The sequence below is a fragment of the Mesorhizobium sp. 2RAF45 genome, assembly GCF_052115225.1.
Classification (GTDB): Bacteria; Pseudomonadota; Alphaproteobacteria; order Rhizobiales; family Rhizobiaceae; genus Mesorhizobium; species Mesorhizobium jarvisii.
The window spans coordinates 58,789-78,613 of the sequence record NZ_JBFRGG010000006.1; the positions used below are offsets into that span (position 1 = coordinate 58,789).

The following is a 19,825-nucleotide window of genomic DNA, read 5'->3' on the forward strand; positions in this document are numbered from 1 at the left end:
GCGGCCGAGAACGGCAGGCTTACCAGGTCGGCTACGGCTTTTCGACCAATCCGGGCAAAGCGCAGCGTTCCGGCAGTCGCCGGAGCGTTGATGACGACCAATTCAGGAAAGCCGGATTCTGCTTGACAGTTTCACGAATATGAAAAATTGTTAGCCAATTTCAAATTTGGTGAGCTGGTCGATGTCGGCCTTAGTTGCAGCACAAGCGCCAAAGGCCCGGTCTTCATCGGGCTTCCGGCTCGCCATGCTGTTGCCAGGGGCGCTGGTCACTTTCCTGCTGATCCTGTTCGCGCTTGGCCTGGTGCTGTTCCTTGCCTTTCGCGGCAATGACGGCTCGCTCCTCGGCGTTGGGCTGACCGTCGATAATTTCGTCACCGTGGCCACCGATCCGCTCTACTGGACGGTGACGCTGCGCTCGTTGGTCATCGCCGGCCTGGTGACGCTGGCAACCGTCGCCACCGCCTATCCCGTCGCCTACTATCTTGCCTTCCATGCCGGGCGCCGGCGCGGCCTGCTGTTGTTCCTGGTGACGCTGCCGTTCTGGACCAGCTATCTCCTGCGCGTCTTCGCCTGGAAGATCGTACTCGCCTACAATGGCGTCCTGAACTCGGCGCTGATCGAAAGCGGCATCTGGTCGGAGCCGACACTGGCATTTCTCAACACGCCAGCCGCTGTGGTCGTCACGCTGGCTCACGCCTATGCGCCCTTCGCCATCCTGCCGATCTACGTGGCGCTGGACACCATCCCGAAATCGCTGCTCGAGGCTGCCTCCGACCTCGGCGCGCGGCCGTTCACCGCTTTCCGCCGCGTCGTGCTGCCGAATTCGATGCCGGGCGTGCTGGCGGCCGCGCTCGTCGTCTTCGTGCCGACAGTCGGCGACTATGTCACGCCGGCCATGGTCGGCGGCCCGGCCAGCACCATGATCGGCACGCTGATCCAGTCGCAGTTCGGCAAGGCCAATGACTGGCCGTTCGGCGCCGCCCTTTCGGTCTGCGTCATGCTGGTCATCCTCGTCGTGGTGCTGGTCGCGCGCAACGCCGACCGCAGATTTGGCAGCCGCACATGAGAGTGGACCGGGCCGGGACGAATCGGGATGGCCGCTGGCTCGGCCTCTACGTGCTTGCCTATCTGGTGTTCCTATATCTGCCGGTCCTGCTGATCCCGCTGTTTTCCTTCAACGATTCCATCCAGGCGGCGTTTCCGCTCCAGGGGTTCACGCTGCAATGGTACGAGACGCTCTACGGCAATCCGGCGCTGTCGGGCGCGCTCGTGAACAGCCTCGTCATCGCCACTGTCGCCGCTTCCGGTGCAACACTGTGCGGCATCACCGTTTCCTATATGGACCTTTACGGCCGCTCGCCGCTTGCCGCCACCATAAGCGCCATAGCCCGCCTGCCGATCCTGATCCCCGGCGTCATCGTTGGCATATCGTTGCTGATCCTGATCAACCTCATCGGCCTTGGGCCGTCGCGCATCGCCATCGTGCTCGGCCACATACTGGTGGCTTTGCCCACGACCGTCGTCGTCATGCGCAGCCGTTTCGCCGCCATCCCCAGGACGGTTCGCGAGGCGGCGCTCGACCTCGGCGCCTCCGACTGGACGACGTTCCGGCGGGTCATGCTGCCGCTCAGCCTGCCCGCCGTGCTGTCGGCCTTCATGCTGGCCTTCCTGATCTCCTTCGACGAATTCATCGTCGTCTTCTTCCTTGCCGGCACCGAGCCGACCCTGCCGCTCTATATCTGGAGCCAGCTGCGCTTCCCCCGCTCGTTGCCGACCGTCATGGCGCTGGGGACGGTGATCCTGGCCACATCCTTCATTATCGCCGGCACCGCCGAGATCTTGCGCCATCGCGGGCTCGGTGCCACGCGCCGCAATCCAGCCTGACCATAACAATGAGAGGAGAACGAAAATGACATTCCACCTGACATCGATAACCGGACACAAGGCGCGCGCCGGCCTCGCCGCGCTGGCGCTGGCACTGTCTTCGACCGTGGCGCTGGCCGCCGAAAAGCTGCAATATTTCACCTGGTCGGGTTACGAATTGCCCGATTTCAACAAGAGCTTCCTCGCCGCGCATCCCGATGGCGTCGAGGCCTCGATCTTTGGCGATGACGACGATGCCTTCACCAAGGTCAAGGCCGGCTTCCGGCCCGACATCGCGCACCCCTGCTACGACAAGGTGGCGCGCTGGAACAAGGAAGGCCTGCTGCAGCCGATCGACACCAAGCGCATCAAGAACTGGGATTCGATCTTCCCGGTGTTCAAGAACCTGCCCGACCTGCAGGCCGGCGATGGCAAGGTGTGGATGGTGCCGTGGGACTGGGGCAACACTTCCATCCTCTACCGCACCGATTTGGTGAAGAACCCCGAGGCAAGCTGGAACCTGCTCTGGGACAAACAATATGCCGGCCGCATGGCGACCATCGACGCCGTGCACGACACGCCGATCGTCGCCGCGCTTCTGGCCGGCGTCAATCCGTTCGACATGACGCCCGAGCAGATGGACAAGGTTGCGGCAAAGCTGCGCGAACAGCGGCCGCTGCTGTCGAGTTACACCACCGACATGACGTCGGTCGAGCAGGCGCTTGCCAGCGGCCAACTGGTCGCCGCAATGACCTGGAACGCCTCGGCCACCTCGCTCAAGAAGCAGGGCGTGCCGGTCGAATTCATGAATCCGAAGGAAGGCATGCTGACCTGGGCCTGCGGCTTCGTGATGCTGAAGGACGCCAAGAATGTCGATCTCGCCTATGATTTCATCAACAGCCGGCTGGATGCCGATTCGGGCAAATATCTCATTCAGTCCTATGGCTATGGCAGTTCGCTGAGCACCGCCTTCGCCGGCGTCACGAAGGAGGAACTGGAGAAACTGCAGCTGCCGTCCGATCCCGAGGTGACGCTGAAGAGCACCATCTTCACAGGGCCGATGAAGCAGAACGACGATGTGGCCAAGATGTTCGAGAAGGTGAAGGCTGGCGGGTGATCGGTGGTTAATTTCGGAAGCTGGCGCTGCCCCTCATCGCCCTGCCGGGCACTTCTCCCCGTATAGTGACGGGGAGAAGGAGCCGGGCGCAATGCTGGCGAGTCCCTTGCGACGCTGGTGATTGGCGAAACCGGCGATAAGAGTGTCCCTCTCCCCGTCACTATACGGGCAGGTGAGGGGCGGCGCCAACGCCCGGTAAAGTACGAATTCAATCCCGAGGCCGGCCGTCGTCTGGTGCTGGCCTTAGACGCAACAAGGATCGACGCATGGACATAGTCGACGAGGCCGCCGAGAAACCCAAGGACGATGCCGATGTTCGCGTCGGGCGCCGTGTGCGGGCGCTGCGGCTGGAGCGGCGCCTGTCGCTGGCCGAACTGGCGGCAAAAGCCGGCGTGTCGATCGGCGCGCTGAGCCAGATCGAGCGCGGCATGTCCTCGCTGCGCGTCAAGGTGATCTGGCCGCTCGCCGCCGCCCTCGACATCGAGCCTTCGGCGCTGATCGCCGATGGCGACGAGGCCGTCAACGATCTCTATTGCGTGCGCGCCGACAAGCGGCGCTCCATTCCCGTCAAGTCGGAAGGCATCGCCAAGGCGCTGCTATCGCCGCCGGGTGCGACGCTCACCGGCATGCTGGTGACGGTGGAGGCCGGAGGCGGCACGGCGGAAGCCTATGCCCATGCCGGCCATGAATTCGGCTATGTGCTTTCGGGCGAGGTCGAACTGGTGGTGGACTCGACAAAATACGGGCTGAAGACCGGCGACAGCTTTGCCTTCAAGAGCACGCTGTTGCATGCCTTCCGCAATCCCGGCGCCGAGCAATGCCAGATCCTGTGGGTCAACACCACGAAGCCTTCCGAGGTTCGCGATGGCGCCTGATCCACTCGTCCGGCTGCAGGCGGTCTCCAAGGTTTTCCCGGGCGGCATCGTCGGGCTCGATGCCGTCGATCTCGACATTATCAGCGGCGAGTTCATCACGCTGCTCGGGCCGTCCGGCTGCGGCAAGACCACCAGCCTGCGCGTCATCGCCGGCTTCGAAAGCCCGTCGAGCGGAAAGGTCTTACTCGACGGCCGCGACATCACGGCGCTTCGGCCCTTCGACCGGCCTGTCAACACCGTGTTCCAGGACTACGCGCTGTTTCCGCATATGGATGTCGCCGAGAATGTCGGCTTTGGCCTGTCATTGCGCAAGTTGTCGGGAATCGAGCAGGCAAAGCGGGTCGGCGAAGCGCTGGACATGGTCGGTCTCGCCGACAAGCTTCGCGCCCGTGTCTCCGAATTGTCGGGCGGCCAGCGCCAGCGCGTGGCACTTGCTCGCGCCATCGTCTGCGAGCCGCGCGTGCTCTTGCTCGACGAGCCGCTGTCGGCGCTCGATGCGCATCTGCGCGAACAGATGCAGGTCGAGTTGAAGCGGCTGCAATCGCGGCTCGGCACGACCTTTGTCATGGTCACCCATGACCAGACCGAGGCGCTGTCGATCTCAGATCGCATCGTCGTCATGAACAAGGGCCGCATCGAGCAGATCGCGCCGCCGGCGACGCTCTATGACCGGCCTGCGACGAAGTTCGTAGCGAGCTTCATCGGCACCATGAACCTGCTGCAGTCGCGCTTTGTCGGCCGCGATGGCGAGCGCCTCCGTTTCACCGCCGGCACCTTGCCGCTGGAGGCAATTTCTGAAACCGGCCAGTCACCCGGCGAAGGCGAAATGCGCACCATCGGCGTGCGTCCGGAGGATTTGCTGGCGGCCACCGAGGCCATGCCCGGCACCGCGCCGGCCCGCGTCAACAGCATCGTTTTCCACGGCCGTACCTTGCGGCTGCATGCTGAACTGGGGCAGGGGTTGCCGGTGGTGATCGATGCGCCGCGCCAGGCAGAGGGTTTTCAATTCAGCGTCGGCGACGTGGCGCATGTCAGCCTGCGCCGTGGCGCCAACTGCCCCATGCTGCCGAGTTAGTTGCACCCACATTCGCAAGGTCGCCGCACAGTTACGGGCGGGGCAGGTCTGATCGACATGTGAACAAACGACCATGGAATTAAGTAGGAATTGACTAAGCTAGGAAGACATTCCTAATTATATACTTGAGAAAGTATGGGAAAATGTCCTATGATTCATGCCGACAGGCCGGCACTGAAAAGATTGAGGAAATCGAGATCACCCCTCAGATGATTTCGGCTGGGCTTTCCGCCTTTTTTCCTGACGTGGAATTTCATCCGGCGGCGGTCGAGGAGGAAGTGTTGGCGCGAGCCTTTCGAGCCATGGCGATTCTGTCGCCGGCCTTCCTGTCATCAAAAGGCCTATGTGAGCCACAAGGCAGGAGAGACGCGCAGCCTGATCCCTGACCGCGGGCAGATCCGAGACAGGGCGCGGTTTGTCAGACTTGACCCGGCGCGCGCCTCAAGAACGGCTTTGTCGCCCCAAACACCGTCACGCCAAACACCTTCTTTCCATACGCCATCAGCCCACGCACCAGCGCGTCTGGTGACCTGAAACCAAGCATGAATGAAGTCATTTCTGGCAGCAGAAACGTCGTTGATTTCTGTAAGGGCATGGGTGACGAGCCACAGGATATCTAGATCGGTCGTTTTGGCGCGGATTAGCTCTGACCAGATCCCCGCATTGTCGGAAACCCTGGTCGAGCCCATAATCCGGTTAGCTGCGGTTCGCTTGATATCCAAGAGGGTCGCGACAGTGCGGATCAGAATTTCGTCCACTTGACCGAGTATGGCTGTAAGCTCGCCAAGCTGGGCGTGTTGCTCGTTACTCAGCAGGAGCATAAAGGCCGGTTCCATGGATGCCTCGAAAACTGAAGACGAAAAGAAATTCAATGAGACGCTGAAGCGGATGCTGAAGACGGCGCCCGACCACAAGGTGTCCAAAAAGACCAAAGAAAAAGGCGGCGGCCATAAGCCGCCGCCCAAGGCAACTCCGAAGAATGATGGTTAGTCATTCATAAACCGGAGCGCTGTAAGATCCTTTCACGAGATCGATGGCGTGCTGCGCATCAGCCTTGTTCCAGTAGCTTTCGCCACTATCAGCAAGAGTCTTGCCATTCGCGGCAATGAGGCGCCAGCGCCATTGATTGATGCGATCTTTGTAGAGGCGGTAATGCATGCGGTCAGTTCCTTCTGTTCAAGAGTTTAAGCCGTTCCTGTTCAGCTATCGCTTCGAAGGCGCTGAATGGAACATCGAAATACCGGCGCGGTCGTGGGAGGATGCTAGACGGCGCGCGTCGGCCCTTGCCCTTGGCAAATGCGAGGGCGAGGTAGTCGCCCGAATTCCCGCGAGGTTTGGTCTGGTCGCCCGCCTTGCCGCGTTTATTCGGAACGCAAGCGCGTAGAATTAGCTGATTCGCATATTGCAACCGAGTCAAATTGTCGCATCACTCGCGGTTGCGACGGCGTATCCACAAAAGCTTTCGAGCCTTCTGCTTAGGCGAGACCGGCTTCACCAATCCGCCGGTAGGTCAGGCGCTTGCCTTCGATCATGGCAAGCAACTGGTCATGGCGCTCGGTGTCGGTGACACCAAGAGCGGTGCGGCGATTGTAGCGGAAATCGAATTCCGACAAGTAGCGGTGAAGATGGGCTTCGCCGCAATGCTGGTAGACGCCAACCATGCCGCGCTTGAAAACTGAGAACACGTTCTCAATCGTGTTCGAATGGATCGACGCGCCATCTTCGTAGCGGACGTATTCGCCAGCGGAATGATTGGTCGTCTTGTGTGAGGCGTATTCCTCGCCGGTGACGGTGTAGAGCTTGGACTGGTCGGTGTAGAGCGTCGATTTGCGGTCGGCATTGCGGACCAGGATATCGCGCACAACGGCCTTGGTGGCGTGCTGGACGTGAACCATGCGGGCTTTGCCGCCGCGCTCGACAAGGCCAATAACGGTGCGCTTCGGCTTCATCTTGCGCTTCAAGCGCGGCTGGCCTTTGCGCTGAGGCGAAAGGTAATCGCGGTCGACGCGTCCAATGTAGGTTTCGTCGGCCTCAACGGTTTTGCCCTCGCCACCAAGCGGGCCAGCCGACTTAACGTCTTCTGCCATGGCTTCGCGGATACGGTGCGCCATGAACCAAGCGGTCTTGTAGGTGACGCCAAGCATGCGATGGAGTTGGTGAGCGCTCATGCCTTTCTTGGACGAAGCCATGAGGAACGTAGCCAGAAGCCACTTGTTCAAGGCGATCTTGGAACGCTCGAATACGGTGCCGACAGTGACGGTGAACTGCTCACGGCATTCCATGCAGTTGTACAGGCCGGGACGGTGCGCCTTGCCTACCATCTTGGTAATACGGTCGGGATTGGCATTGCCGCAATGCGGGCAGTTAGGGCCATACGGCCAGCGATGCGCTTCCAAATGGATGCGGGCTGCGTCGGCGTCTTGGAAGATTGGGCTGTCGAGTTTCATGGCTAGGTGCTCCCTGCCATGTTTGTAGCAAATGCCTCGTACTTTGTCACGTATATAATTAGGAAGACATTCCTAAATTAGTTGATGCCGGAATTGAGCACCCGACCGCGCCGAAATGTGCAAACCCTATGCCTCGCGCACGAAGTGGGGCAACTCATTCGTGTCCGATGCCGGCACTGCAACATCACCCGGCACTATCTGCCCGGCGACCTTGCAAAGCTTGTTGGTGACATTCCCTTTTGGGATGTCGAAGGGCATATGCGGTGCGAGCGCTGCAAGCTTCGCGAGCTTGATGCCGACATAATTTTGCCGAGTGCTGCTGAGCGCTTGAAAATTCGTGTGAGACGCCTTGTCGAAATCCGCATGGTTCGCCGTGTGATATGGCGAGACGAGGAATGAGGAGCGCGGCCATCCCTTCAGCCTAGAACAGAGACCCTTGGGCTGGTGCCTGCTGCGGAAACTTGATTTGTGTGGCTGGCTTCTCAACGATGACCAACGCGTTGTCTGGCGCTGTTCGCTGCAAATGCCGTGCTTCTGCCCAGGGTGCTGTCAGCCAGGCCTCGGTCTCTTCCGAAGTGGTCAGTATTACGGGCATAGCCTTCTCATGGATCGGCGCGATGAGGGCGTTAGGCTTGGTTGTCATGAAGGCAAATAACTCGAAGTCGCCGGGTCCGTCCTTGACCTTTCGAACACCCTGCCAACGGGTCCAGAAGCCGGCGAAGAAGAACAGAGGCCGGCTTTCGTCACGGGCAAACCAGTAATTGCGTTGGATGCCTGTTTCCGGGTCCTTGTCGCTCGGTGTCGGGCTGGGTTCGGCAAAACTGGTGACCGGTACGACGCATCTATGCTCGACCCCGACAAACTGTTGCCAGTGCGAATATTGTGGATTGCGAACGTTGGTCGTGCCGTAGTCGGCCTTACCCTTCATACGCTCTTGAGGCGTCGGCAACCCCCAAAGCAGGTTCGCCAGCTCACGCTTCCCGTCTGCCGTGTTGCGGACGACCGGGCCGGGTTGATTGGGATAGATGTCAACGGAAGGTTCAAGGTTGCCGCTGATATCGCGTAATGCGCGCGTCCATTGGCGGATCGCCTCTTGCGTTGTGGTGATGTTGTAGAGGTTGCACACGCACCTAGCATTGCGGAATTGGCTTGTGTCTGCAACCGAGGCCGCTGCCCGCGCTCCTGCAATTCGTGTCACAGAGCCGCGTTATATCGATCGTCCTGACACGCCTTGTCAGCTGTCATGTGGGCACAGGTGGCAGACGGGCTGGCTCTTCCCTAATTGCAGTGCGTCTGAACAGGAGGAATACACATGACCATCGCGGAAATTGCCAAGGATTTCACCGGGCTCCTCAAGCAGGGCGATCACAATGGCGCTGCTGAAAAATACAATGCCGACGATATCGCCAGTTACGAAGCCACGGACGGGCCGATGGCCGTCAGCCACGGCAAGGAGGCCCTCGGGCAGAAAAGCCAATGGTGGCAGGAAAACCACGAAGTCCACGGTGGTTCGGTCGAAGGCCCTTATGTCAACGGCGACCAGTTCGCGGTGCGCTTCACGTTCGACATTACGCCCAAGGCCACCGGCCAGCGCGTCACGATGGATGAGGTTGGCCTCTACACGGTCAAGAACGGCAAGATCACCGAAGAGCGCTTTTACTACTGAGGCCGGAAGTCAGGCTTTCCGACCTTTGCTCTCTTCGTTGCAAGTTTGAAAAATGAGCATGGCGTCCGGGGCAATCCCCTGGCCGCCATGCAAATTCAAATGGTCTTCACATACTTGGCAAACTGGTCGGCCACCGTACCCCAGCCGTTGAAGAAACCCATTTCCTCATGGTTTTTGCGGGTCGCGTCGTCGCGGTGGAAGAAAATCCTTAGTACTGGCAAGTCCAAAAATTCCGACGATGCGGGCCTGGGCGCTGGCAAAGCGGGAAGGGCGGTTTTAGGCTGTGGGACGGATTCGACTGTCAGCTTGAGGGACGCGCCTTGACGACTGCGATTTACGGCATCACCACCTGCGACACGGTCAAGAAGGCGCGCGTCTGGCTGGAGAGCCATGACGTGGCCTATCGCTTTCACGATTTTCGTGCGGAGGGGCTGGACGCGAAGCGGCTGGATGGCTGGGTCGGCAAGGTTGGCTGGGAAAAGCTGCTCAACAAGGCCAGCACCACATTTCGTGAATTGGCGGATAAGGACAAGCAAGGTCTCGACGAAAAGAAGGCGAAGGCGCTGATGCTGGCCAAGCCGACGATGGTCAAGCGGCCGGTGCTCGAGGTCGGCGACCGGGTTCTGGTCGGCTTCAAGCCGGAAGTTTATGAGCAGGCGGTCGGGAAGTAGGCGAAAGCATTGCGACGTCCGATCTCCCCCCTCGTGGGGGAGATGTCAGGCAGGACAGAGGGGGGCGCGCTGTCCCGCCGGCCTCAGAAAGGTCCGGCCGCCTCAGCCCATACCGCGTAGATACTCCGCCAGCGCGACCGCATTGTTGTGCGCCTCATCATGCGCGCCGTAGAGCAGCGTCACCTTGCCCTCGCGAAGCAGGTCGCGCAGCGTCGCCACCGCCTCACCATTCCCGTCCAGCTCAGCCCCGTACCGCTTCCGAAATTCCGCCCAACGCTCCGGCTCGTGCCCGAACCACTTCCGCAACGCTTCGCTCGGCGCGATCTGCTTCAGCCACAGCGCCAGCGCGGCATGCTCCTTGCTGACGCCTCGCGGCCAGATGCGATCGACCAGCACCCGCTGCCCGTCATCGGCAGCGGGCGGCTCGTAAATCCGCTTGACCATCAGGTCGAAAGCCATTCGACCTCCCTACGCCGAACCCTCAGGCCCACTCGCCCTTGCGCATCACCGGCACGCGGCTGCCGTCCTTGTGGACGCCGTCAATGTCGATCTTGTCCGAGCCGATCATCCAGTCGATGTGGATAAAGCTCTTGTTGCCGCCGCGCGCGGTGATCTCGTCTTGGCTGAGCGAGGCGCCGTCGACGAAGCATTTGGAATAACACTGGCCGAGCGCGATGTGGCAGGCGGCATTTTCGTCGAACAGCGTGTTGAAGAACAACAGGCCGCTGGCCGAGATCGGCGAGGAATGCGGCACCAGCGCGACCTCGCCGAGACGGCGGGCGCCCTCGTCGGTGTCGAGCACTTTCTTCAAGACATCTTCGCCTTTCGACGCCTTGGCCTCGACGATCCCGCCTTCTTCGAAACGCACGGAGATATCGTCGATCAGCGTGCCTTGGTAGGACAGCGGCTTGGTCGAGGAGACATGGCCCTCGACGCGCCTGGCATGCGGCGTGGTGAAGACCTCCTCGGTCGGGATGTTGGGATTGCAGGTGATGCCGTTCTTGGCGGTCGAGGCACCGCCCATCCATTCATGGCCGTCCGCCAGCCCGACCGTCAGGTCGGTGCCCGGTCCGGTGAAATGCAGCGCATGGAAATTATGGCCGTTGAGCCACTCGGTGCGGCCGCGCAGCGCGGCATTGTGCGCCTTCCAATCGCCGATCGGGTCTTCCACGTCGACCCGCGACGCCGCGAAGATCGCGTCGGCGAGTTTCGCCACCGCGACATCGTCGGCATCTCCGGGAAACACCTGCTTGGCCCAGGCGAGATCCGGGTATGCGACGATGTTCCAGTTGATGTCGAAGCCGGTGATCTTTTCCAGCGCCGGCTGGTAGGCCATGGAATTGGCCTTGTTGGCGCGCGCCACTTTTGCCGGGTCCTGCGCCGACAGGAGCGACGGATCCTCGCCGCGCACGGCAAGCCTGGCGGCATTGTTGGAAAAAGCCTTCGCCATGCCTTCATACAGCCAGCCGGCCGCGCGGTCGAAGCTGGCATCGGCGCCGAAGCGGTAGCGCGCCAGCGTCATCTCGTCGTCATTGAAGATCGGCGTCACCAAACCGGCACCGGCCTTGTAGGCATGCTCGACGATGCGCCTGGTCAGCGGCAGGGCCGCGATCGACGAGGTCAGTACGAGATCCTGGCCGGGCTGCAATTGCAGGCCGACCTTGATGGCGACTTCCGCCAGCCTGTCGAGCTTCACCGGGTCGATCGTTGCGGAAACGCCGCGCGAATGTGTGGTCATGATGCTGCCTGCCGTGATGTGGGAATCTGACCCATACATAGACCGCTGCCATGATCCTTTCCACCAGGTTTGCGGTGGGCCAAGCTTAAGCAGCGCTTTCGAGTGATCCGAACTGCGCCATCGTCGCCTCGATCTCTTCCTTGATCCAGGCCTTGAAATCCCGGACCTTGCGGCTCTCCGTCTTGGCCGACGCGGTCACCATCCAGTAGCCGAGCCCGCTCTGGGCGCGGATGCCGAACGGCGCCACCAGCCGCCCGTCGGCCAGCGCATCCGCTGTCAGCAATTGCCAGCCCAGCATCACGCCATGGCCGGCAATCGCCGATTCCAGGCACAGCATCGGGTCTGTGAAGCGCGCGCCTTTCTGGAAGGTGACGGGCGCGACACCGGCTGCCGCGAACCAGCTCTCCCAGTTGATCATCGCCCGCTCGTCTGTAATGGCGCAGGTCTGGGCAAGGTCCTCGATCGACTTCAGTTTCCGGGCGATGTCAGGTGCGCAGACCGGGAACACTTCCTGCGCCAGGAGCAGTTCGGCTTGGCCGCCGGACCATTTGCCGTCGCCAAGCCGGATGGCGATGTCGACGTCGGAATGGTCGAGATTGGCCAGCCGCACCGACGCGTCGATGCGCAACAGCACATTGGGATGGCGGTCGAAGTGACGCGACAGCCTGGGCAGCAGCCATTTCGAAGCGAAGGCCGGTGCCGCCGAGACGACCAATGTGCATTGGCTCGCTTCGTCGGCCAGCGCCACGGCCTGAGCAAGCTCGCGAAATCCAGCCCCGAGGCGGGTCGCGAAGACGGCGCCGAACTCGGTCAGCACCAGACCACTTGCCGTGCGCTCGAACAGCGCCTGGCCGAGCTGCTTTTCGGTGCGGCTTATCTGCTGGCTGACGGCGCTGACGGAAACGTTGAGCTCGCCGGCGGCCGCAGCAAGCGAGCCGAGACGGGCTACGGTTTCTACGGCGCGAAGGCCGTTGAGATGAACGCGGTTGAGCATGGCCATTTGAGATTTTCTAAACCGTTCCGGCTGAAATCTCAATTGAATGACGAGAGGGAACGGCAGACTTTATCAATGGGAGCCAGATCCGAGGAGCCGGAAATGTCAAGGCTGTTGTCGTCGCTGAAGGTTCTGTTCGCCATGGGCACGCCGTCCGGGTCGCGCGCGCAGAACGACACGCAGACATGGCTGACCGATCCGCTGTCGCATCCCGTGCTGAACACCATGTCGGAGCGTGAATTGGGCGACGTGCCGTTCAGGCTGACGGCCCGGCGAACGGTGCACGAGACCGCTTCGTTGCATGCCGGTTTGGGTGGGCGCAGCTAAGCCGATGACGCGCCTTCAGCTCAATTAGGAGTCGAACCCGTCGCGCCTCTCTGCGCGCGCACTGGCCCAACGGATGGTGGATTGTTTCAGCGATCCCTGCATTTATTGTGCGCTGCAATGAGATCGGCCACCTCAACAGCGCTGCGTTTCACCGTCGCCGGCATGATCGCGATGGCGGTGGCCATGGGCATCGGCCGCTTCGTCTATACACCGATCCTGCCCGGCATGATGGATGAGCTGCATCTGTCGCCGGCCAATGCCGGGTGGATCGCCTCGGCCAATTATCTCGGCTACCTCATCGGCGCGTTTGTGGCGGCGGGCGGCTGGGCGCATGGCCGCGAGCGTCTGCTGATGCTGGGCAGTCTTGGCGCCAGCACCGTCCTGGCGGCGCTGATGGGGCTGACCGACGCCATGGTCGCCTTTCTCCTCATCCGCTTTCTGGCCGGTCTGGCCAGCGCCTTCGTCATGGTGTTCATGGCCAGCATCGTTTTCAGCCACATCAATGCCGCCGGTCGTGGCGACCTGCAGGCCTGGCATTTCGGCGGTGTCGGCCTCGGCATCGCGATCTCCGCGGTGATGATGGCGGTGCTGGTCACCGAGCATGCCGGCTGGGCTGCGGGCTGGTTGTGGTCGGCGGCAATTTCAGCTTGCGGCTTCGTGGTCGTGACGCTGCTGGCGAACGAAGGCCCGCTGGCCAACGGCCAAGCCGTCCGTGAGCCGGCCCTGCCGAAAGACCGGTCGCTGATGAAGATGATCGTCGCCTACGGCCTGTTTGGGTTTGGCTATGTGGTGACGGCGACGTTCCTGGTGGCTATCGTCCGCCAGGGCGGCGGCAGCCGCGTCTTCGAGGCCATGGTCTGGCTGGTCGCCGGCCTCGCCGGTTTTCCCTCGACCTGGTTGTGGCAGATGATAGCCGGACGGGTCGGGCTCAATGCAGCCTATGCGTTGGCATGTTTCATAGAAGTGATCGGCGTCACCGCCAGCGTGGCGCTTGGCGGATATTCCGGGCCGCTGCTTGGCGGTCTGCTGCTCGGCGGCACCTTCATCGCCATCACCGCGCTTGGCCTGCAGGCCGCCCGCCAGCAGGCGCCACAGGCGCCCCGGCGCATCTTTGCCTTGATGACGGCGTCGTTCGGCCTTGGCCAGATCGTCGGCCCGATCGCCGCCGGCCTTTTGGCGCAGATGTCAGGCAATTTCTTCCTCGCTTCGATTGTCGCTGCGGCCATGCTGGTGGTCTCCGGCGTCATCACGTGGTCGGCCGTGCCAAAATCGCCATGATTTGTGGTCTTGCTCTGCGCCGGGCATCGGGCAGGCATTTTCTTTCCCCCTAATGTGTGACTTTATGCCCGCCGAAGTCAGCTGATTTGCCCATCAAGCAAGGAATTCGCCACAGTGTTCGTATCCTTCTTCCCGCAGCCGAAGCTCTTCTTCTCTTCGGCCGCCATCTGGAGCCTTGCGGCGATCCTGTTCTGGTTTTTCGGCGGTGAGCAATTGGGCGCGATTTTTGGCCTGCCGGCAGCCGCCGCCGACGCGCCGCCCATCATCGGTATCGCCGTTCTCGTGTCGAAGCCGTTCCTCTGGTTCTACATCTACTTCGTGGCCTGCGTCGCCATCTTCTACGCATTCTGGAGTTGGTATTCGCCGCATCCGTGGCAGCGCTGGTCGATCCTGATGACGGCGGTCATCCTGTTCTTCATCTATTTCAATGTGCAGGTCAGCGTCGCCGTCAACGCCTGGTACGGACCTTTCTTCGACTATGTGCAGGGGCTGATGTCAGGGACCGGAAAATCGACCAACGGTGAATTTTATACCGGGCTGGCCGACTTTTCCTGGCTGGCGCTGGTCGGCATGAATGTGCAGGTGGTCAATGCCTTTATCGTCAGCCACTGGATCTTCCGCTGGCGCACGGCGATGAACAACTACTTCATCGAGAACTGGGCTAGGCTGCGCCATATCGAGGGTGCTTCGCAGCGCATCCAGGAAGACACGATGCGGTTTTCGCAGATCATGGAAGATCTCGGCTCCAGCTTCGTCCAGTCGATCATGACCTTGATCGCCTTCCTGCCGGTGATGATCCAGCTGCAGGCCCATATCAGCGAATTGCCGATCATCGGCGCGATCCCGCAGCCCCTGGTGGTCGCGGCGCTTGCCTGGTGTCTGTTCGGAACGATCTCGGTGATGATTGCCGGCCTGAAACTTCCGGGGTTGCAGTTCCGCAACCAGCGCGTCGAAGCCGCCTACCGCAAGGAACTGGTTTACGGCGAGGATCATGTGGATCGTGCACAGCCTGCCACCACCGCCGAGCTGTTCGCCAATGTCCGCCACAATTATTTCAGGCTCTATTTCCACTACATCTATTTCAACGTCGTCCGGTACACCTACCTGCAGGCCGACAACATCTTCTCGCTGCTGATCCTGGGTCCGTCACTGGTCGCGCACAAGATAACGTTCGGTGCGCTGAACCAGATCTCAAACGCCTTCGGCAAGGTGACGGGTTCGCTGCAGTTCCTCCTCACCTCGTGGTCGACCATTGTCGAGCTGCAATCGGTCCATAAGCGCCTGCGCGCCTTCGAGGCGACTCTGCTGGGCGAGCCGCTGCCCGATATCGATCAGCGCTATCTGGCAAGGCAGGGCGCCGAAGATCCGGCATAGTAAGGGTTTGACGTAAACCGGGTTGGCGGCTCAGCCGCCAACCGAGGCTTGCTTCTGGCCGGCAGCCTGCCGCGCGATATAGTCGTGAAAACTGATGCATTCGACGTCGGCCTTGACGCAGACCTCGCCGGCGAAGCGCTCCAGCGCGTTCCAGTAGGCTCCGTCATTCATCAGCGTGAAGTGGAAGCCAAGTTCCAGCGGAATGCGCTTGCCCTGATATTGCGCGTCGAAGGCGGCGCGAAACGCCTGATAGGTCCGCTCGGCGAACTCGTCCGCCTTGCTCGGCTTTTCGAAGCCGCCGGAATGCCTGACATAGAGATTGTAATCCATGGCGATCACCGGCCTTAATTTCGGTCCTTCCGGGATCTGCGGCAGTGAAAAGCGGGTGATGCCGCCGATGGTCGGCGGCTGGACAGGCCCTTGCGAGACGCCGCTGGCGTCAAACTCGTAGCCGGCGGCGGGCAGCGCCTCGTAAAGCGCCTTGCTGGCCGACAGATAGGGCGCGCGGAAACCGACCACGGAATGCCGGGCGAAATCGCGCCAGCCGGCGGGTTCAGGTGCGATGCCGTTGATTGCATAGGCGTTCTCGAGAATGTGTGCGAACGAGGCGAATTCCTTCAGCCAGTCGGCCTTGCTCCAGTCCTTGCCGTCGAAATGGCCGCAGGCGTGGCTGGCGATATCGTGGCCTTCATGCGCGGCGAGGCCGATCTGTTCCAGCCGCTCGGCCACCTCCCGTTTGGAAGCGGCAAAGCCGATATTGGATTTACCTGCTGTTTTGCCCGGTGCGGTGTATTCGTTGCGTGTCTCCGGCGACAGCAGGAAGACGCAGGAGAGAAAATAGGTGAAATGCGCGCCGGTGCGCTCCGCCAGAGCGCGGCTGCGCTTCCACTGCGAGATGTCGCGGGCGCTGTCGAACGAGATGATGACCACCTGCTTCGGCTTTGCCGGCATTGGCGGTGCGGGCGGATCGGCTAGAGCGGCGCCGGCAGAGGCGAGGGAGGCAAGCGCGAACGCGGCAACGCGAGACAAACTGGGCATCGGCAAACTTACTGGCTCCAGGCGATCACAAAGCCGGCTATCCCCGAAATGTGGCGTGGGTGCGATTGGGCTTTTGCCGGTTTGCCCTGGGCAAACATCCGTTTCTCCCGGGCAAACATCCGTTTACCCCCGGGGAATAGGCGATTTTCCGGCCGAACCCCTTCCATGCCGACAAAATTTCGCTAAAACGCGGGCTCATGAACCGCCCCGGCCCGGGGCAAAAGTGGTTTTGATTGATGTCCGACGACAGTTTTATCCGTGAAGTCAACGACGAGATGCGTCGCGAGCAGGCGCAGAAGCTGTGGGACCGTTTCGGCCCGGCTTTGCTCGTCATCGCGATCCTCGTGGTGCTCGGCACCGCTGCCTTCGTCGGCTATCGCTATTGGGACGAGACGCGCGCCAACCGCTCCGGCGATGCCTTCTCGCAAGCGCTGAAGCTCGCCAATGACGGCAAGAACGACGAGGCGCTGGCCGCGCTCGACCAGCTGGAGAAGGATGGCTACGGCGCCTATCCGCTGCTTGCCCGCATGCGTGCCGCCACCGTCAAGGCGAGCAAGGGTGACACTGCTGCCGCCGTCAAGGATTTCGACGATGTCGCCGCCGACACCGCCATTCCCCAGGGCATTCGCGACATGGCGCGGCTCAGGGCAGCGCTGCTGCTCGTCGACCACGGTTCCTTCGCCGACGTCTCCAGCCGCGTCGAGGCGCTGACATCGGACACCAACACGCTGCGCCACACGGCGCGCGAGGCGCTCGGCCTTGCCGCCTGGAAGGAAGGCAAGACCCAGGATGCGCTGAAACTGTTCGACCAGATCGCGGCCGATGACGGAGCCCCGCGCAACACCCGCGAGCGGGCAACGCTGATGTCCGAGCTGATCCGCGGCTCGGGCAATGCCTCGTAAGTGCATGTCGCCCAAAAGTGTGCAGCGGTTTTGGGACAACGACATGCATGATTGTAGGACCGTATGACCTTCAAAGTCGCCATCATCGGCAGACCTAACGTCGGCAAATCGACCCTTTTCAATCGGCTGGTGGGAAGGAAGCTGGCGCTTGTCGACGACACGCCGGGCGTCACCCGCGACCGTCGCGTCCATGCCGCCAAGCTTTACGATCTGCATTTCGATGTCATCGACACAGCTGGTTTCGAGGACGCCGGCGCATCGACCTTGCCCGGCCGCATGCGCGCGCAGACCGAGATCGCTATCCACGAAGCCGACCTGATCTTCTTCACCATCGACGCCAAGTCCGGCCTGCTGCCCGACGACAGGACCTTCGCCGAGATCGTGCGCAAGTCCGGCAAACCGGTGGTTCTGGTCGCCAACAAGGCCGAGGCCAAAGGCGCGCAGGGCGGCATGCTGGAGGCCTGGGAACTCGGGCTGGGCGAGCCGATCCCGGTTTCGGCCGAACATGGCCAGGGCATGCCCGATCTGCGCGATGCTGTGATCGCGGCGATCGGCGAGGCGCGCGCCTTCGGCGAAGAGGAAGAGGGCGAAGACGACGAGATCGCCGCCACCGAGGTGCTGATCGGCGAGGACATTGCCGACCCTGACGCCGAGGATGTGCACACCTACGACGACACCAAGCCGATGCGCATCGCTGTCGTCGGCCGCCCGAATGCCGGCAAGTCGACGCTGATCAATGCGCTGATCGGCGAGGAGCGGCTTTTGACCGGACCGGAAGCCGGCATCACCCGCGATTCGATCTCCGTCGACTGGGATTGGCATGGCCGTCGGCTGAAGCTGTTCGACACGGCCGGCATGCGCCGCAAGGCCAGGATCCACGAAAAGCTGGAAGTGATGTCGGTGCAGGACGGCTTGCGCGCCATTCGTTTCGCCGAGATCGTTATCATCGTGCTCGATGCCACCATTCCCTTCGAGAAGCAGGATCTGCAGATCGCCGATTTGATCATCCGCGAGGGCAGGGCGCCGGTGATCGCCTTCAACAAATGGGACCTGATCGATCATCCGCAGGAGCTTCTGGCGGAACTGCGCGAGAAGACCGAGCGGCTGCTGCCGCAGGTGCGCGGCATCCAGGCGGTGCCGGTCTCGGCCGAGACCGGGCGCGGCCTCGACAAGCTGATGGATGCGGTATTGCGGACCCACAAGGTCTGGAACAGCCGCGTCTCAACCGGCAAGCTCAACCGCTGGCTGGAAGCCATACTGGCGCATCACCCGCCGCCCGCCGTTGCCGGGCGCCGGCTGAAGGTCAAGTACGTCACCCAGGCCAAGACGCGGCCGCCGGGCTTTGTGGTCCAGTGCTCGCGGCCGGATGCGATGCCGCAATCCTATGTGCGCTATCTCTCCAACAGCCTGCGCGAAGCCTTCGACATGCCGGGCGTGCCGATCCGCATCGCGCTGCGCACCTCGGACAATCCGTTCGCCGGCCGGGCCAAGAAACGCGGCTGAGCGTCAGTACTCGTCCGATCAGGCGACCGCACGCAAGCCCACAATCCGCGCATTGCCCGGCAATGCCTGCCGCGCTGCCTCCAGCAATATGTCTCCGAGGCGGGCCGCCACCGGCTCGGGTTCGGCATCCCGGCGGTGCAGGAACAACGCCATCTTGGGCAGCGCCGGCAGACCGGCAATCTCTGGCGTCATCGCACTGACGCTGGCCGGCAGGCCGATATCGGTACGGATCGTCAGCCCCAGCCCCGCCGCGACAGCCGCCCATATGCCGCCAAGGCTCGGGCTGGAGAAGGCCATGCGCCAGGGCAGCCCGGCGCGGTCGAGCGTTTCCGTCGCCACCGTGCGCAACAGGCATGGCGCCTCGAGCGCCACCAGCGGCAGCGGTTCTCCGTCGCGCAAACTGGTCTCGATGCGCTTTGCTGGGCCGATCCAGCGCATTGGAACATCGGCGACATGCTCGCTGTAGGGCAGCGTCTGGCCGCTGTGCCAGGCGAGAGCGATGTCGAGGTTGCCTGACATCACCCTTTCGGCAAGCTCGTGGCTGCGCGCGATCCTTGCCTCGATCTTGACCTTGGGGTGGGCGCGGGCGAAGCGGCCGAGCACGTCCGGCAGCACCGCCTCGCCGAAATCCTCCTGCAGGCCGAGCCGCACCCAGCCCTCCAGTTCGACATCGTGGATGGCCGCCGCCGCCTCGTCATTTAGTTCGAGCAGCCGCCGCGCATAGCCGAGCATAGTCTCACCGGCCTCGGTCAAGGCCAGCCCACGCCCCGATTTGCGGAAGATCGGCGTCGCTGCCTGCTCTTCCAGTTTCTTCAATTGCGCGCTGACCGCCGAGGTCGACCGGCCAAGCCGGTCGGCGGCCTTGGCAAAGCTGCCCAGCTCCATGCCGGTGACAAAACTGCGGAGAACGTCGAGGTCGAAGGTCACGCGTTGCATGGAAACGTCCTGCTTTTCAGG

At 62.0% G+C, this 19,825-nt stretch carries 24 protein-coding genes; 14 read left to right on the forward strand and 10 right to left on the reverse strand.

Annotated elements, in window-relative coordinates; genetic code table 11:
* Positions 1-181 precede the first annotated feature (181 nt).
* The 6 genes from AB4Z43_RS17875 to AB4Z43_RS17900 all read left to right on the forward strand — a co-directional run bounded on the left by AB4Z43_RS17875 (position 182) and on the right by AB4Z43_RS17900 (position 5,316).
* On the forward strand, positions 182-1,066 hold the full coding sequence (locus AB4Z43_RS17875) for an ABC transporter permease (RefSeq protein WP_027046602.1): 885 nt from the start codon (positions 182-184) through the stop codon (positions 1,064-1,066).
* A complete protein-coding gene (locus tag AB4Z43_RS17880; RefSeq protein WP_038645317.1) occupies positions 1,063-1,884 on the forward strand; it encodes an ABC transporter permease in 822 nt (273 codons plus the stop codon). Before AB4Z43_RS17875 ends, AB4Z43_RS17880 begins: the two co-directional genes overlap by 4 nt.
* A 25-nt stretch (positions 1,885-1,909) precedes the next feature.
* Positions 1,910-2,980, forward strand: coding sequence for an ABC transporter substrate-binding protein (locus tag AB4Z43_RS17885; protein ID WP_441938633.1), 1,071 nt, complete (start codon positions 1,910-1,912; stop codon positions 2,978-2,980).
* 266 nt (positions 2,981-3,246) lie between these two features.
* Complete coding sequence (locus tag AB4Z43_RS17890) at positions 3,247-3,855, forward strand: cupin domain-containing protein (protein WP_019856907.1); 609 nt, start codon at positions 3,247-3,249, stop codon at positions 3,853-3,855.
* A complete protein-coding gene (locus AB4Z43_RS17895) occupies positions 3,845-4,930 on the forward strand; it encodes an ABC transporter ATP-binding protein (protein ID WP_069091646.1) in 1,086 nt (361 codons plus the stop codon). Before AB4Z43_RS17890 ends, AB4Z43_RS17895 begins: the two co-directional genes overlap by 11 nt.
* Before the next feature lie 143 nt (positions 4,931-5,073).
* Positions 5,074-5,316 carry a hypothetical protein gene (locus AB4Z43_RS17900; protein WP_441938634.1) on the forward strand — a complete coding sequence of 81 codons (243 nt, stop codon included), beginning with the start codon at positions 5,074-5,076 and terminating at the stop codon, positions 5,314-5,316.
* Here AB4Z43_RS17900 and AB4Z43_RS17905 read toward each other — a convergent pair.
* Positions 5,272-5,766, reverse strand: coding sequence for a hypothetical protein (locus AB4Z43_RS17905; protein WP_441938635.1), 495 nt, complete (start codon positions 5,764-5,766; stop codon positions 5,272-5,274). The two genes, AB4Z43_RS17900 and AB4Z43_RS17905, sit on opposite strands and share 45 nt — an antisense overlap.
* Between AB4Z43_RS17905 and AB4Z43_RS17910 the strand changes: the two genes are divergently transcribed.
* Positions 5,765-5,920, forward strand: a complete 156-nt coding sequence (locus AB4Z43_RS17910) for a hypothetical protein (protein ID WP_441938636.1) — start codon at positions 5,765-5,767, stop codon at positions 5,918-5,920. The two genes, AB4Z43_RS17905 and AB4Z43_RS17910, sit on opposite strands and share 2 nt — an antisense overlap.
* Here the strand turns inward: AB4Z43_RS17910 and AB4Z43_RS17915 are convergent, their stop codons facing one another.
* From AB4Z43_RS17915 to AB4Z43_RS17925, 3 genes are all read right to left on the reverse strand, one after another.
* The gene (locus tag AB4Z43_RS17915) at positions 5,921-6,088 is read right to left on the reverse strand and encodes a YegP family protein (protein ID WP_441938637.1); all 168 of its coding nucleotides are present in this window, start codon (positions 6,086-6,088) and stop codon (positions 5,921-5,923) included.
* Positions 6,089-6,405: 317 nt separating this feature from the next.
* Complete coding sequence (locus tag AB4Z43_RS17920; protein ID WP_441938638.1) at positions 6,406-7,377, reverse strand: IS1595 family transposase; 972 nt, start codon at positions 7,375-7,377, stop codon at positions 6,406-6,408.
* A 421-nt stretch (positions 7,378-7,798) separates the two neighbouring features.
* The gene (locus tag AB4Z43_RS17925) at positions 7,799-8,503 is read right to left on the reverse strand and encodes an SOS response-associated peptidase (protein ID WP_019856910.1); all 705 of its coding nucleotides are present in this window, start codon (positions 8,501-8,503) and stop codon (positions 7,799-7,801) included.
* A 186-nt stretch (positions 8,504-8,689) separates the two neighbouring features.
* Between AB4Z43_RS17925 and AB4Z43_RS17930 the strand changes: the two genes are divergently transcribed.
* Positions 8,690-9,043, forward strand: a complete 354-nt coding sequence (locus tag AB4Z43_RS17930) for a SnoaL-like domain-containing protein (protein ID WP_202360429.1) — start codon at positions 8,690-8,692, stop codon at positions 9,041-9,043.
* Between the two features lie 95 nt (positions 9,044-9,138).
* On the opposite strand, the gene AB4Z43_RS17935 is transcribed toward AB4Z43_RS17930, so the two are convergent.
* Positions 9,139-9,264 (reverse strand): hypothetical protein, encoded by a 126-nt coding sequence (locus AB4Z43_RS17935; RefSeq protein ID WP_274609655.1) that lies wholly within the window; start codon positions 9,262-9,264, stop codon positions 9,139-9,141.
* A gap of 99 nt (positions 9,265-9,363) precedes the next feature.
* Between AB4Z43_RS17935 and AB4Z43_RS17940 the strand changes: the two genes are divergently transcribed.
* Positions 9,364-9,714 carry an ArsC family reductase gene (locus AB4Z43_RS17940; RefSeq protein WP_038645325.1) on the forward strand — a complete coding sequence of 117 codons (351 nt, stop codon included), beginning with the start codon at positions 9,364-9,366 and terminating at the stop codon, positions 9,712-9,714.
* Between the two features lie 102 nt (positions 9,715-9,816).
* Here the strand turns inward: AB4Z43_RS17940 and AB4Z43_RS17945 are convergent, their stop codons facing one another.
* The 3 genes from AB4Z43_RS17945 to AB4Z43_RS17955 all read right to left on the reverse strand — a co-directional run bounded on the left by AB4Z43_RS17945 (position 9,817) and on the right by AB4Z43_RS17955 (position 12,452).
* The gene (locus tag AB4Z43_RS17945; RefSeq protein WP_019856913.1) at positions 9,817-10,173 is read right to left on the reverse strand and encodes a DUF488 domain-containing protein; all 357 of its coding nucleotides are present in this window, start codon (positions 10,171-10,173) and stop codon (positions 9,817-9,819) included.
* Positions 10,174-10,195: 22 nt separating this feature from the next.
* A complete protein-coding gene (locus AB4Z43_RS17950) occupies positions 10,196-11,452 on the reverse strand; it encodes an aminopeptidase (RefSeq protein WP_441938639.1) in 1,257 nt (418 codons plus the stop codon).
* An 85-nt stretch (positions 11,453-11,537) separates the two neighbouring features.
* Complete coding sequence (locus tag AB4Z43_RS17955; RefSeq protein WP_240564781.1) at positions 11,538-12,452, reverse strand: LysR substrate-binding domain-containing protein; 915 nt, start codon at positions 12,450-12,452, stop codon at positions 11,538-11,540.
* 96 nt (positions 12,453-12,548) lie between these two features.
* On the opposite strand from AB4Z43_RS17955, the gene AB4Z43_RS17960 reads away from it, so the two are divergent.
* The 3 genes from AB4Z43_RS17960 (at position 12,549) to sbmA (ending at position 15,425) form a co-directional block, all read left to right on the forward strand.
* A complete protein-coding gene (locus AB4Z43_RS17960; protein WP_019856916.1) occupies positions 12,549-12,773 on the forward strand; it encodes a hypothetical protein in 225 nt (74 codons plus the stop codon).
* A gap of 117 nt (positions 12,774-12,890) precedes the next feature.
* Complete coding sequence (locus AB4Z43_RS17965) at positions 12,891-14,051, forward strand: YbfB/YjiJ family MFS transporter (protein ID WP_441938640.1); 1,161 nt, start codon at positions 12,891-12,893, stop codon at positions 14,049-14,051.
* 114 nt (positions 14,052-14,165) lie between these two features.
* Positions 14,166-15,425 carry a peptide antibiotic transporter SbmA gene (gene sbmA / locus AB4Z43_RS17970; protein WP_019856917.1) on the forward strand — a complete coding sequence of 420 codons (1,260 nt, stop codon included), beginning with the start codon at positions 14,166-14,168 and terminating at the stop codon, positions 15,423-15,425.
* Between the two features lie 30 nt (positions 15,426-15,455).
* Here sbmA and AB4Z43_RS17975 read toward each other — a convergent pair whose 3' ends face one another.
* Positions 15,456-16,463: a polysaccharide deacetylase family protein gene (locus AB4Z43_RS17975; RefSeq protein WP_441938641.1), complete on the reverse strand. Its 1,008-nt coding sequence runs from the start codon at positions 16,461-16,463 to the stop codon at positions 15,456-15,458.
* Between the two features lie 236 nt (positions 16,464-16,699).
* Between AB4Z43_RS17975 and AB4Z43_RS17980 the strand changes: the two genes are divergently transcribed.
* Entirely contained in the window at positions 16,700-17,365 is a 666-nt protein-coding gene (locus AB4Z43_RS17980; RefSeq protein ID WP_019856919.1) for a tetratricopeptide repeat protein, read from the forward strand.
* Positions 17,366-17,428: 63 nt separating this feature from the next.
* Positions 17,429-18,868: a ribosome biogenesis GTPase Der gene (gene der / locus AB4Z43_RS17985; RefSeq protein WP_441938642.1), complete on the forward strand. Its 1,440-nt coding sequence runs from the start codon at positions 17,429-17,431 to the stop codon at positions 18,866-18,868.
* An 18-nt stretch (positions 18,869-18,886) separates the two neighbouring features.
* On the opposite strand, the gene AB4Z43_RS17990 is transcribed toward der, so the two are convergent.
* Complete coding sequence (locus tag AB4Z43_RS17990; RefSeq protein ID WP_202360423.1) at positions 18,887-19,804, reverse strand: LysR substrate-binding domain-containing protein; 918 nt, start codon at positions 19,802-19,804, stop codon at positions 18,887-18,889.
* Positions 19,805-19,825: the final 21 nt, after the last annotated feature.